At 42.6% G+C, this 13689-nt stretch carries 14 protein-coding genes, 3 tRNA genes and 2 other RNA genes; 1 reads left to right on the top strand and 18 read right to left on the bottom strand.

Features of this window, described 5'->3' with window-relative positions:
- Positions 1 to 56: 56 nt before the first annotated feature.
- Positions 57 to 1097: a quinolinate synthase NadA gene (gene nadA / locus O7C57_RS14985; RefSeq protein WP_269723294.1), complete on the bottom strand. Its 1041-nt coding sequence runs from the start codon at positions 1095 to 1097 to the stop codon at positions 57 to 59.
- A gap of 252 nt (positions 1098 to 1349) precedes the next feature.
- On the opposite strand from nadA, the gene O7C57_RS14990 reads away from it, so the two are divergent.
- Complete coding sequence (locus tag O7C57_RS14990; protein WP_249999215.1) at positions 1350 to 2225, top strand: aminoglycoside 6-adenylyltransferase; 876 nt, start codon at positions 1350 to 1352, stop codon at positions 2223 to 2225.
- Positions 2226 to 2318: 93 nt separating this feature from the next.
- Here O7C57_RS14990 and phoC read toward each other — a convergent pair whose 3' ends face one another.
- From phoC to cydA, 17 genes are all read right to left on the bottom strand, one after another.
- Positions 2319 to 3065, bottom strand: coding sequence for an acid phosphatase PhoC (gene phoC / locus O7C57_RS14995; RefSeq protein ID WP_154624690.1), 747 nt, complete (start codon positions 3063 to 3065; stop codon positions 2319 to 2321).
- A gap of 186 nt (positions 3066 to 3251) precedes the next feature.
- Positions 3252 to 3380: non-coding RNA, RtT sRNA (locus O7C57_RS15000), on the bottom strand.
- Between the two features lie 43 nt (positions 3381 to 3423).
- Positions 3424 to 3552: non-coding RNA, RtT sRNA (locus O7C57_RS15005), on the bottom strand.
- 43 nt (positions 3553 to 3595) lie between these two features.
- A tRNA-Lys gene (locus tag O7C57_RS15010) sits at positions 3596 to 3671 on the bottom strand.
- Between the two features lie 30 nt (positions 3672 to 3701).
- Positions 3702 to 3777: transfer RNA gene (locus O7C57_RS15015), tRNA-Lys, on the bottom strand.
- A 30-nt stretch (positions 3778 to 3807) separates the two neighbouring features.
- Positions 3808 to 3883, bottom strand: a tRNA-Lys gene (locus O7C57_RS15020).
- Between the two features lie 166 nt (positions 3884 to 4049).
- Positions 4050 to 4817, bottom strand: coding sequence for a cell division protein CpoB (gene cpoB / locus O7C57_RS15025; protein ID WP_269723295.1), 768 nt, complete (start codon positions 4815 to 4817; stop codon positions 4050 to 4052).
- Positions 4818 to 4838: 21 nt separating this feature from the next.
- Complete coding sequence (gene pal, locus O7C57_RS15030; RefSeq protein ID WP_014657760.1) at positions 4839 to 5336, bottom strand: peptidoglycan-associated lipoprotein Pal; 498 nt, start codon at positions 5334 to 5336, stop codon at positions 4839 to 4841.
- A gap of 42 nt (positions 5337 to 5378) precedes the next feature.
- Positions 5379 to 6671 (bottom strand): Tol-Pal system beta propeller repeat protein TolB, encoded by a 1293-nt coding sequence (gene tolB, locus O7C57_RS15035; protein WP_269723296.1) that lies wholly within the window; start codon positions 6669 to 6671, stop codon positions 5379 to 5381.
- Positions 6672 to 6810: 139 nt separating this feature from the next.
- Entirely contained in the window at positions 6811 to 7929 is a 1119-nt protein-coding gene (gene tolA / locus O7C57_RS15040; protein WP_163862758.1) for a cell envelope integrity protein TolA, read from the bottom strand.
- A 37-nt stretch (positions 7930 to 7966) separates the two neighbouring features.
- The gene (tolR, locus tag O7C57_RS15045; RefSeq protein WP_154624836.1) at positions 7967 to 8389 is read right to left on the bottom strand and encodes a colicin uptake protein TolR; all 423 of its coding nucleotides are present in this window, start codon (positions 8387 to 8389) and stop codon (positions 7967 to 7969) included.
- A 17-nt stretch (positions 8390 to 8406) separates the two neighbouring features.
- On the bottom strand, positions 8407 to 9090 hold the full coding sequence (tolQ, locus tag O7C57_RS15050; protein WP_163862761.1) for a Tol-Pal system protein TolQ: 684 nt from the start codon (positions 9088 to 9090) through the stop codon (positions 8407 to 8409).
- Entirely contained in the window at positions 9087 to 9482 is a 396-nt protein-coding gene (ybgC, locus tag O7C57_RS15055; RefSeq protein ID WP_154624834.1) for a tol-pal system-associated acyl-CoA thioesterase, read from the bottom strand. The genes tolQ and ybgC overlap by 4 nt, the downstream gene beginning before the upstream one ends.
- Before the next feature lie 133 nt (positions 9483 to 9615).
- Complete coding sequence (ybgE, locus tag O7C57_RS15060; protein WP_154624833.1) at positions 9616 to 9903, bottom strand: cyd operon protein YbgE; 288 nt, start codon at positions 9901 to 9903, stop codon at positions 9616 to 9618.
- A 6-nt stretch (positions 9904 to 9909) separates the two neighbouring features.
- Complete coding sequence (gene cydX, locus O7C57_RS15065; RefSeq protein WP_008912071.1) at positions 9910 to 10023, bottom strand: cytochrome bd-I oxidase subunit CydX; 114 nt, start codon at positions 10021 to 10023, stop codon at positions 9910 to 9912.
- Positions 10024 to 10035: 12 nt separating this feature from the next.
- Positions 10036 to 11175, bottom strand: coding sequence for a cytochrome d ubiquinol oxidase subunit II (gene cydB / locus O7C57_RS15070; protein WP_154624832.1), 1140 nt, complete (start codon positions 11173 to 11175; stop codon positions 10036 to 10038).
- A 14-nt stretch (positions 11176 to 11189) separates the two neighbouring features.
- Complete coding sequence (cydA, locus tag O7C57_RS15075) at positions 11190 to 12758, bottom strand: cytochrome ubiquinol oxidase subunit I (protein ID WP_154624831.1); 1569 nt, start codon at positions 12756 to 12758, stop codon at positions 11190 to 11192.
- Positions 12759 to 13689 lie beyond the last annotated feature (931 nt).

Below are 13689 nucleotides of genomic sequence, written 5' to 3' on the forward strand. Positions count from 1 at the left end.
GACACTATAAATAGATTGCTCATCATCACGACACAGATAACAAAACGACTCCCTACCTATTTTAGACTCTCTGCAAAATCTAGCATTCTATTTAAGGGAAGCATTGCCTTTTCACGCAAAATATCACTCACATGAATTTGGTGCTGTTCACCATAGCTCTCTAACGCCTGTGTTATTGCCTTAAGTCCATTCATTGCCATCCAAGGGCAATGGGCGCATGTACGACAAGTCGCGCCTTCACCGGCGGTAGGTGCGATGTATAACGACTTATCTGGGCAAGCCTGCTGCATTTTATAAAAGATGCCTTTATCCGTCGCAACTATGATTGAAGGATTCGGTAACGTTTGTGCAGCTTTAATTAATTGACTGGTTGAACCAACGGCATCCGCAAGGTCAACCACGGCTTGAGGCGATTCAGGGTGAACTAATACAGCGGCTTCAGGATATAGCGCTTTCATTTTAGTTAAAGACTGAGTTTTAAACTCATCATGAACAATACAGGCCCCCTGCCAACATAAAATATCTGCTCCGGTTTGCTTTTGAACATAGCGACCAAGATGGCGGTCCGGCGCCCAAATAATTTTTTCGCCTAAACTATCAAGATGTTCGATCAATTCCACAGCAATACTGGATGTCACAACCCAGTCAGCTCGTGCTTTAACCGCTGCTGAAGTATTTGCATAGACTACGACCGTACGGTCTGGATGCTGATCACAAAAATGCGCAAATTCATCTTCGGGGCATCCGAGATCGAGAGAACATTCTGCGTCAAGTGTCGGCATTAATACCGTTTTCTCTGGGCTTAAGATTTTAGCCGTTTCCCCCATAAAACGCACACCGGCCACCAATAATGTGGAGGCAGAATGGCGGGCACCAAAACGAGCCATTTCTAAGGAATCAGCAACACAACCCCCCGTTTCTTCCGCTAATGCTTGAATATCAGGATCGGTATAGTAATGTGCAACAATAACCGCATTTTTTTCAATCAGTAAAGACTTGATGCGTTCACGATAAAACGCTTTCTCATCAGAGCTTAATCGTGTGGGTTTCGCTGGGAATGGGTAAACCGACTGATTAAAATCAATAAACTCGCTCATCTTCCGCCTCTGTTTAGCATAACGCAATTTTATTTCTAAAATTAGCGATAAAATAAGTAAAACAGCACCTTTTTGTTTTATATACTAAACAAGATACGCTAATTTATCGAGGAAGTCTCGTCGATTTTTCAGCCATTATTTTGTTAATTCAAACCAATAACTAAATAATAACATCTATAATTGTTATGTTTCTTAGCATTTCATTGACTTTACAGGTATCTTAACCGTTTTTATAAATTCGATGGGTTAGTTATGGAATCACCTGCATCTTTAATAAATAAAATTATTTCTGTTTCTTTAATCGATCCTAGAATTGAAGCGGTCATTTTAACGGGCTCTAGAGGAAGGGAACAACATATTGATCGCTATTCAGATATCGATATTGAATTAATCGGTTTAGGCGTAACAGACCTTTTTCATAACCCTAAATGGATTAATACGTTTGCTCAACCTTTGGTTGCATTGCATCTTATGAATGGCGGTGAAAATGAGCCTGAGTGGCCAACTTGTTTAGCGATTTATGAACAGGGCAGAAAGGTCGATTTTACATTTGCAGAACCCTCTCGACTGCAAAAAATGGCTCAGCATGGGCTTGATAACACCTATGCACGCGGCTATACCGTGTTACTCGATAAAACGGGTATTACGGAAAAACTCCCTGAAAGTCAGCAAGCTCAACTTCCCCCCAAGCAACTTACCCAGAAGAAGTTTACATTTATCTGTAACGAGTTCTGGTATGAGGCACACCAAGTCGCTATCGCCCTGTCACGTGATGAACTCTGGAGTGCTTGGTCAAGAGATGTTGATATGAAAAAGGCCTTATTAACCATGGTTGAACTCCTCGCCTCTATCAAAAGTCATGGTCAGCAAGATGTGTGGTACCATGGAAAAGCTTATCAATCGTGGATGCCTGAACGGATACAACAGGCCACTCAAACCCTTTTTGACTATCGAACCTCACAGCAAGCGGCTCAATCTTTGCACCTATTGATGTCATGCTTCGATGAAGTCACAACCGAGATTGCTCAACACCTTAACTACCCTATCGATCATACATTGAGCCAACGGATGCAAACGCTAGTGATTGGTTTATTGCAGGATAATAGCCTACTCCCTGAAAATATTTGATTTAGACGCTTTCTATTAACCTCACCAACCACTTCACAATAAAAAACCGCCTTGCTACAGATAAATCAGCAAGGCAGTTCTGTTTTATCACAACTATTTTTTCAATTTAGCAAACTCATCTTTTGCTTTTTGTAGCTGTTTTTGAAACTCAGGATTAGAGTGCAGCGTTGCTACAGCCCCTGATGCAACAATACGTGCCGCATCAACATCACTTTGCCAATGGTAACCGCAAATCACACGGCTTTGACCAAGTTCATAACCGCGTTTTAAAATTTTGTCTTGGTTTTCAGGATTAATTTCTGATAGCACTAATGCTGAAGCCCAGCCAATTGATGTATGCCCTGAAGGGTAAGAACCATTTTTAGATAATTTATCTTGGTCTTTCGTGTTACAGGTTTCAACGCCATAGAATGCAAACGGGCGGATCCGCATGTATTTTTCTTTTGCAGAACGAGTCGCTAAATCCCCCGCATCTTCAATCATATTGGTGAGTAATTTATGAATTTCTGGCGAGTCTTTCTCAGTAATAGGGTAACCAAACGCCTCTGAGAATGCATTTGCCACCCCTCCAGCAGCGAGATCAGCATCTGCCGCAGCTTGTTTACCTCGCTCAGTGTTACGCAATAAACGCCCTTTTTCATACATTGCCTGATCATTTAAAAACAGAATACTGCCAACTTCGGGTGGTGGTGGTAGCAATGCTAAGCTATCAATCGCTTGAGCATTTTTTAAATAGTAAAGATCCGGTTTAGTGGTTACATCATTTCCTGGCGGAATGGCCGCAAATACACTCGTTGAAACAAATGCCCCTGCACAGAAAACCGCTAATAATTTTTTCATCCGTTAGTCCTTGCCTATGATTACTTAAAATAAATAACTTATATTTTACAATATGATCAATTATTTATGCTTTATTTAGACTAGTCTAAATCTGTATTCAATACCTTGAGTGAGTTCTCAAAAAAGGAAGCGTCATACGTTCGAATCATCGGGTCGTTGCCACAAGCGCAAGAGGAATAAGTGAGAGGATGGGTCGTGCAGGATGATTTGGCCTTTGGCCTCACCCTTCGGGTCGTTGCCACAAGCGCAACGCGGTCTCGCTTCGCTCGGCTCGAACCTGAACGCAGCGTCTCACCGGCACGTTTAGTGCAATCGGTAATTTCAACGTTTGCTGGATGACTTAGAGAAATAAGTGAGAGGGTGGGTCGTGCAGGATGATTTGGCCTTTAGCCTCACCCTTCAGGTCGTTGCGACAAGTGCAACGCGGTCTCGCTTCGCTCGGCTCGAACCTAAACGCAGCGTCTCACCGGCACGTTTAGTGCAATCGGTAATTTCAACGTTTGCTGGATGACTTAGAGAAATAAGTGAGATGGTGGGTCGTGCAGGATTCGAACCTGCGACCAATTGATTAAAAGTCAACTGCTCTACCGACTGAGCTAACGACCCATCTAATATATCTGATTTTGAACTTTAAGATGGTGGGTCGTGCAGGATTCGAACCTGCGACCAATTGATTAAAAGTCAACTGCTCTACCGACTGAGCTAACGACCCATCTACTATATCTGATTTTGAATTTTAAAATGGTGGGTCGTGCAGGATTCGAACCTGCGACCAATTGATTAAAAGTCAACTGCTCTACCGACTGAGCTAACGACCCATTTTAAAATACTTTTATCAACACAATTTATTCTTGTGTCAACGGCGGCTTATATTACTGATTTCTGACGATGGTGCAATGATTTTTTTGAAAAAAACGATTGAATGCACACTTATCATACGGTTAACCCCGAAATATTCGGTAACCACTTCTTCGGGGTTAATCATTATAACGAGCTGAGTTTCTTCTCCGCGAGCTTCGCTCCAGAGCTATTTGGATACTGCTTCAATACCTGCTGGTATACCGCTCGCGCTTTATCCTTTTGCCCTTTGTCTTGCATAATCAAACCGACTTTATACAAGGCTTCACTGCTTTTTTGAGATTTAGGGTATTCTTTGACAACAGTGGCAAAATAGAATGCCGCGTCATCTTTGCTACCTTTATTGTAATTAAGTTGCCCTAACCAATAGTTAGCATTCGATTGATAGTTCGATTTAGGATAATTTTTCACAAAGCTTTGTAGTGCACCGATAGCTTCATCGATTTGCGCTTTAGATTTGCTGTTCATCGCCAGTGTAACCGCAGCATTATAATCTTCTTTTTCACCGCCGCCCGATGCTGCTGGTGCAGGGGGGGTCGAAGAGGAAGAATTCGTTGCTGCTGAGTCAGGCGATGCTGCCGCTCCACCACTAACCTGATCTAGTTGCATATACAAATCTTTTTGACGCTCAACAATTTGATTCAGTTTATATTCACTTTCCTGAATTTGCCCACGCAACATATCAATATCGCGTTGGTTGTCAGCAATCTGTTGCTGGATTTGATATAAGATCTGGCCTTGAGAGTTAACTGCTGTCTCAAGCTGAGTGAGGCGGTCACCGGATGATCCGGATCCGACATTAATGATTGGCGCTTGGGCAATAGCGGCCCAAGGGGCCGCTACACCAACCAATAACGACAGACCTACAAATAAATGTCTGAAGTTACTGTTCATAAGAGATAATTCGCTTATTAATTAGTATGCAATTACTGCACGACGGTTTTTAGCGTAATCAGCTTCTGTGTGACCTAACACTGCTGGTTTTTCTTTACCATAAGAAACCAGAGAAACTTGATCGCCTGCTACACCTTTGCTTTGCAGATACATTTTAACTGCATTAGCACGACGCTCGCCCAGTGCGATGTTGTACTCAGGAGTACCGCGCTCATCCGCGTGACCTTCAACAACAACTTTAACAGATGGGTTGTTGCGCAGGAATGCAGCGTGAGCGTCTAACATATCAGCATATTCTGGAGATACGTTGTATTTATCGAAACCGAAGTAAACGATATTGTTATTTTGCAGCTCTTGCATTTGCTGACGTGCCAGCTCTTCCGCAGACAGACCTGAGTTAGTTTGGTTCATTGAAGAATCCGCACCATTTTGGTCATTGTTTTTGTTAGAGCTACAAGCTGCGACTGCCATGATTGGTAATGCGATCATCAGCCCTTTAAGCACTTTATTCAGTTGCATCGTTTTGATCCTTAATAGTTTGCCACACATTATTATTATGCATCACAGATACGGCGACCAAGCAGGGAATTTAACCTGTCCATCGGTAGCCGGAAGACGCGCTTTGAAACGCCCGTCGGTCGAAACTAGCTGCAATATAGTCCCCAAGCCTTGAGAGGAGCTATAAATAACCATAGTGCCGTTAGGTGCGATACTCGGCGTTTCATCTAGAAACGTTTTCGTTAAATATTCAACGTTACCCGTTGCCAGATCCTGTTTGGCGATATGCTGCTGACCGCCACCGGAACTGACCATTACAATGAAAGATCCATCCGGGCTAACATCAGCGTCCTGATTTTGTGTACCTTCCCAGGTCACACGTTCAGGGCTACCGCCATTAATATTAATTTTGTAAATTTGCGGGCGACCCGCTTGGTCTGAGGTATAGACCAACGTTTGACTATCTGGCATCCAAGTAGGTTCAGTGTTGTTACTACGACCATCAGTCACTTGACGAATTTGGCCGCTCGCTAAATCCATCACATAAAGATTTAAGCTACCTGTTTTTGATAGTGCAAATGCCAGTTTAGTGCCATCTGGAGAAAATGCCGGCGCACCATTATGACGAGGGAATGATGCCACCTGACGAACAGCTCCAGTAGACAGTGTCTGAATAACCAGAGCAGAACTGCCACTTTCAAATGTTACATACGCCAAACGCTCACCATCAGGTGACCATGCTGGCGACATTAACGGTTCTGGAGAACGATGAACTGTAAATTGGTTATAGCCATCATAATCAGAAACGCGTAATTCATATGGGTATTGACCGCCTTTATTTGTGACCACATAGGCGATACGAGTACGGAATGCACCACGGATACCTGTTAGCTTCTCAAAAACTTCATCGCTTGCGGTATGGGCTGCATAACGTAACCACTCTTTGGTCACTTTATACTGATTCTGAGATAAAACAGTGCCTGGGCTACCCGCAACATCAACGAGCTGATAGCTAACCACATAACTACCATCTGCCGCAGGTTGAATCTGACCTACAACAACAGCATTGATTCCAAGTGTTGTCCAAGCCTCTGGCGTAACTTCAGAAGCGGTACCCGGTTGTTGTGGCATACGGCTAGGGTCAATAGGATTAAACTTGCCGCTATTGCGCAAGTCAGCACCAATAATTTGTCCGATTTCTTGCGGAGGCGTACCTGAGCCAGACCATTTAAAAGGCACAACACCTATTGGCTGAGCACTGTTTACACCTTCCGTGATCTCAATACGGATTTCAGCCTGAGCCACTGTTACCCATAGCATTAAGAACCCGAGAACTACTTTAAAAGCCTGCTTCATCCTTATCTCCCTTACTGTGGAATTCACCGCCACAATAATTCGCTGAATTTTAACAAAGGTATACTAACAAAACTAGATATTGTAAGAACTATTTATGCTATAGCAGACATAAATTCAATACAGACAGCTCCGACTTATCTTATTTTGGACTAAATATAACTGTACTTCCTTGTTTTTTAAATGCTTCATACACATCTGGCGATGGACGCGGTAACGTGGCAAGTTTTGCTGCTCTGATTGCCGCATCACACAGCGCTGGGTCATTAGAAGCATTACTTTTAGGAGTAATGTTTACTAATAAACCATCCGATGCAATTTGTAACTTAAGTTCACACGTCCGTCCACGGTAAGTGTCTGAATCATAAAACTTACTCTGAATCGCTGCTTTTACTTTACCTGCATAACTATCGACATCTGCATTTGATGCTCCTGAGCGTTTTCCACCACCTTGACCAGCGGAAGCAGCACCACCTTGCTTACTTGGACCTGAAGCAGTCAAATCGCCGAGTAAATCATCAACGGAAGCCGAATTTTTAGCGGCCTCTGCTTTCGCTTTAGCAGCTTTGGCTTTTGCTTCTTTTTCGGCTTTAGCTTTCGCTTCTTTTTCAGCTTTAGCTTTGGCTTCTTTATCTGCCTTAGCTTTCGCTTCCTTCTCTGCTTTTTCTTTGGCTTCTTTTTCTGCTTTCGCCTTAGCATCGGCAGCAGCCTTGGCTTTTACAGCTTCGGCCTCTTTTTTCGCCTCAGCTTCCGCTTTTTCCTTCGCGGCAGCCTGCTCTTTAATCAAACGTTCTTTTTCAGCTTTTGCTTTTGCAGCCGCTTCTTCAGCAATTTTTTGCTCTTCCTTCGCTTTTTTCGCTGCTTCTGCCGCTTGCTTTTGCTGCTGCTCAGCTTGTTTTTGTCGTTCTTGAGCTTCACGCTCGCTCTGAATACGTTCTTGTTCAAGCTGTTGCAGGCGCTTTTGTTCCTGCTCTTGCTTTTCCCTTAACTCAGCTTCTTGTTTCTGTTCTTTCTCTTTGCGCTCTTTAGCGGCCTGTTTGGCGCTGTTTTCTTGTTGCTGCATTTGATTATATTGTTGGACAACTGCGCCTGGGTCGACCATTACAGCATCGATAACAGTCCCCTCTTCTCCGCCACCGCCAAGTTTGACGACGGAGACTAAGGAACCAATTATAATTAGGCCAATCAGTAGCACGTGCAGTGCTACTGATGTCAACAAAGAGCGCCTAAAATTATCTTTTTTCTCTTTTGTCTTTCCCACAATTGGTATCCAAAAAAAGAATCGTTACTCACTCAAACTACATGGGTTGAGTCATTAAGCCGACGGATTTGATGCCTGCCTGATGCAAAATATTTAATGCCTTAATCACTTCATCATAAGGAACTTCTTTTGCACCACCGATGAGGAAAATCGCCTTTGGATTTTTCTCTAATTGAGCTTTCGCCTCTGCGGCAATCTGTTCTGGTGGCAGCAAATCTAATCGCTCACCATCAATTAACATATTGTATTGCCCAACGCCCGCCACCTCTAAAATAATCGGTGGATTATCACTTGATGATACAGTTTGGGTATCTGTGGCATCCGGCAGATCAACTTCCACACTTTGAGAGATAATCGGTGCTGTCGCCATAAAAATTAGCAGTAACACCAACAATACATCCAATAATGGAACAATATTGATTTCGGATTTCAGCTCACGTCTGCGACTATTGCGCGCCATTCGCTTATCCCCTCGTATTATTTCTTGTCAGCAGAGAATGCTTGGCGATGTAAGATAGCCAGAAACTCTTCCATAAAGTTATCGTAGCTCTGCTCTAGCTTGTTCACACGCAGGTTCAAACGGTTATACGCCATAACAGCAGGGATCGCGGCAAACAGACCAATTGCAGTAGCAATCAACGCTTCTGCAATTCCCGGTGCCACCATCTGTAGCGTCGCTTGTTTCACCGCACCTAACGCGATAAAGGCATGCATAATTCCCCAAACAGTACCAAACAACCCAATATAAGGGCTGATAGAACCAACGGTACCCAAAAATGGAATATGCGCTTCAACAGATTCAAGTTCACGGTTCATCGAAATACGCATAGCACGAGACGCACCCGTAACCACCGCATCGGGCGCGTGAATATTAGCTTGGTGTAAACGCACAAATTCCTTGAAGCCCGCATGGAAAATTTGCTCTGCCCCACTTAGCGAATCACGGCGTGCCTGACTTTCTTTATATAAACGCGATAACTCAATACCTGACCAAAATTTATCTTCAAACGCTTCAGCCTCTCGAGTGGCCGCATTTAAAATTTTTGTTCTCTGTATAATGATGGCCCAAGAAGCGATAGAAAAACCAATCAAAACGAACATAATGATCTGAACCAATAGGCTCGCTTTTAGGAATAAATCCAGGATATTCATGTCAGTCACTGTTTAAACTCCGCGACAATAGACTTAGGAAGCGCTGTCGGCTTCATTTTTGATATGTCCACACAAGCAATCAGGGCTGTCGCCCCACAAAGCAGGTTACCTTGTGAATCAATTAACCTTTGTTGAAAGGTTAAAGAGGCACGCTTCATTTCCACGATTTGTGTCTCAATTTCCAATAAATCATCCAGCCGAGCTGCTCTCACAAAATCAGTTGTCATACTCCGAACAACAAATCCAATGTTCTCGGCTAGTAAACTTTGTTGATTGATACCTTTATCCCGTAGCATCTCGGTTCTAGCTCGTTCAAAGAAAGCAAGATAACGTGCATGGTAAACCACACCGCCCGCATCTGTATCTTCATAATAGACGCGAACAGGCCAACGAAATAACATAACAACCACTCCATCCTAGGTTAAATTAATTAACCGTGCCACTATACTCAAGACGGTGTCGCTTTGGAATGACCTAGGGGTAAAGTTATCAAAAAAAAATTATGGATCCGCAGACCCATAATTGACAATTAGATTAGCTGAGGACTTTAACCAAGCCCCAGATAAGGATGATGACAGCAGGTAATGGATGGAAAACTGTTCGCCAAATCAATTTGTTAGGTCTAAAACCAACCCCAAAGATCATCGCGCTACACGTTGCCCAAATAAGTAATAACCCTTGCCAAATTAGGAATGAACTGGTTTTTGCAGCGAATTGGGTCGGATCCCACATAACGCTTCCCGCAATAACCAAAGCTAATAAAAGGATAAGGAACCTTATCGGCCCCTTATCCAATAGCTGATAGCATTTATCCACCAGCATTATTTATTACTCGCCATCTTTAGCTGCGGCTTTGTCTTCCGCATGCTCTAACGCTAGAGCTGCAATCACTGCAAAACTACAAGCTAACAGCGTGCCGAGGATCCAGGCAAAATACCACATATGTTATGCTCCTTAATACAGTGAATGCTTGTTGCCTTCGATAAAGTTTTTGTCCAAACGGCCAAACATTTTGTAGTAACACCACGCTGTGTAAGCCAATACGATTGGAACAAAGATAATAGCAACAACTGTCATAACTTGCAGAGTAAACAGGCTAGATGTTGCATCCCACATAGTCAAACTTGCGTTTGGCATAATGCTTGAAGGCATAATGAATGGGAACATAGCAACACCGCAAGTTAAAATGATACATGCGATAGTCAGTGATGAACTCACAAACGCAAGCGCATTTTTGTCTGCTTTACTAAACAGCATCGTTAACAGTGGTAAAACCACACCCAGAGCAGGCAGAGCCCACAATACAGGGTAGTTGTTAAAGTTAGTCAACCAAGCGCCAGATGCAACCTCAACTGTTTTATTCAGTGGGTTTGATACGCTTAATGTATCGATAGTTGACGTCACCACATAACCATCAATGCTCATCACTAACCAAGCACCTGCACCCGCAAATGCGATTAGGGTCAGTAATGCAGTGACATAAGTTGCTTTACGAACGCGTAGGTGTAGTTCACCCGTTGTACGCATTTGCAAATAAGTTGCACCTTGAGTCACAATCATCATTAAGCTAACAACACCCGCTAACAAGCCATATGGGTTTAGCAGACCAAACAGGTTACCTGTATAAGTCAGGTACTGTTGGTTATCGATTTGGAATGGAACACCTAACAGTAGGTTACCAAACGCAACCCCGATAACCAGTGGTGGAACGAAACCACCGATAAACAGACCCCAGTCCCACATGTTACGCCATTTTGGATTTTCCAGCTTAGAACGGTAGTCAAAACCGACTGGGCGGAAGAACAGCGCAGCTAGCACTAAAATCATAGCGACATAGAAACCAGAGAATGCAGCAGCATAAACTTGTGGCCATGCCGCGAACATCGCACCACCGGCAGTGATTAACCAAACTTGGTTACCATCCCAGTGCGGTGCAACCGCATTAATCATGATACGGCGATCAGTATCTGTTTTACCTAAAATTGGTAATAAGAAGCCGACGCCCATGTCAAAGCCATCCGTGACAGCGAAGCCAATCAGCAGAACGCCGATTAGAATCCACCACACAAATCGAAGAACTTCATAATCAAACATAAGTGGACTCCTGTTTACTGAACGTCTTGTGCAGAGCTGTTTTTCTGTTCAAAGTGATAGCGGCCAGTTTTCAGGCTGCTTGGCCCTTTACGAGCGAATTTGAACATTAGGAACAATTCAGCAATTAAGAACAGTGTATACAGACCACAGATCAGAGCTAGAGAGAAAATCAGATCATGGGTTGTCAAGTTTGAGTGTGCAACGGATACAGGAAGAACCTCACCGATAGCCCAAGGCTGACGACCATATTCTGCAACAAACCAACCTGATTCAATCGCAATCCATGGTAATGGGATACCGAACAATGCGGTACGCAGCAGCCATTTGTTTTGGCCGATACGGTTGCGAACAACAGAAAGGAAGGAGAGACCGATGATAATCAGTAGTAAGAAACCGACACCAACCATGATACGGAATGCCCAGAACAATGGACCGACATTTGGAATACTATCTTTAACCGCTTTTTGGATCTGTGCTTCAGTTGCATCAACAATGTTTGGTGCATATTGTTTCAGCAGAAGACCATAACCTAAATCTTTCTTATTTGCTTCAAAAGACTTACGTAATTCAGGATCTTTATTGCCCGCTAACAGCTCTTGCAGTTCACCGTATGCGATCATACCGTTACGGATACGAACTTCATGCTGCTTCATCAGATCTTTCAGACCTAAGACAGGCGTGTCGAGTGAGCGTGTTGTGATAAGCCCCATCACCCATGGAATTTCAATCGCAAATTTGTTTTCCATTTTTTCGGTGTCAGGCCAAGCAATTAGGTTAAACGCCGCAGGTGGTGCATGCGTTTCCCACTCAGCTTCTACCGCAGCCAGTTTGGTTTTCTGTACGTCACCCATTTCGTAACCTGATTCATCACCAAGAACGATAACAGACAACACAGCCGCAATACCAAAGCTTGCAGCAATCGCAAATGAACGTTTAGCAAATGCAAGGTCACGACCTTTAAGCATGTAGTAAGAACTAATGCCCAATACAAACATCGCACCAGTACAGTAACCAGCAGCAACGGTGTGAACGAATTTAACTTGTGCAACTGGGTTTAAGACTAGCTCAGAGAAGCTAACCATTTCCATACGCATAGTTTCAAAGTTAAAGTCTGCTGCTATTGGGTTTTGCATCCAGCCGTTCGCAACAAGAATCCACAGTGCAGAGAAGTTAGAACCTAAAGCGACTAACCAAGTAACTGCAAGGTGCTGGGTCTTGCTCAAACGATCCCAACCAAAGAAGAATAAACCAACAAAGGTCGATTCAAGGAAGAATGCCATCAAACCTTCGATTGCAAGAGGTGCACCGAAGATATCTCCAACATAGTGGGCATAGTAAGACCAGTTAGTACCGAATTGGAACTCCATAGTCAAACCAGTGGCAACACCTAGAGCAAAGTTAATACCAAATAACTTGCCCCAGAACTTAGTCATATCTTTATAAATTTGCTTACCAGACAGCACATATACCGTTTCCATAATCGCAAGCAAAAACGCCATACCGAGCGTTAATGGCACGAATAGGAAGTGATACATCGCAGTTAAGGCAAACTGTAATCTTGACAGTTCGACAATATCAAACATCTTGACTCCTTGCTCCTAGCAGGAAGACACCGACTTGCGGCAACCCAGCTTCCAATAAAATTAAAGAAAGCCTCTTAACTACCAGCAAAAAATGCCTCAAAACAACAAATAATTAACAAAATTCAAAACTCTAACGACACTATAATAATAGTACGCTTATCTTCACATACAATAAACTTCTTTTGCGTGATTCAGATTTGAATTCTGAATATATATCAATAATTATACCCTATAATAGAAAAACGAGTATTTGATCGAGCACCAATTTAAGCAATTTAGAAAAATAATGCCAGCACTAATGAATTGATTTACGTCAATTTTTTAAGCATTGTTAATTGATTATCCTTATCATCAATTAATGGTTAGTTAAATGTTAATTGAGTGTTATTGAGAATAGTACAAATATTCTTATTTTTCTAAAAGACTACCTAAAAAAATTAACTTTTGATTTGAAACTTCATAAAAAGATAATTTAATTTATAATTTTAGCCTATTTTGTTTTTATTATGACTTTTATTAATTACTAAATAAATTCTGATGACTTGCTATTTCTGATTAATTAATTCTGACCGACACCGTTATTATTAACGAAACACAATTCATCAGCATTATATCTGTTGATTGACAAAAAATAGCTTATTTAGCCTACCAAAATGACGAAATAACCAGCAGTTTATCCTTGATTGACTATCTATTTATTCAAGTAATCACAAGAATACTGCCATCAACGACGTGAGATACTCTTTAACGCCAAAGTATCCACAAGCGCATTCAGTCAGCATTGTAGCCTGTCAATTTACGCCCCCCTTGTTAGGACATCGCACGTAGCTTGCTTTGCTCCTAGCGCTATAGCAGGCATCAGCGGCTTCTTTTTAGCATACTGTTGATTCTGAATGATTGTTTGTGAAATAACTCGCTATTGAATAACGGT

The sequence above is a fragment of the Providencia sp. 21OH12SH02B-Prov genome, from assembly GCF_027362595.1.
GTDB lineage: Bacteria > Pseudomonadota > Gammaproteobacteria > Enterobacterales > Enterobacteriaceae > Providencia > Providencia zhejiangensis.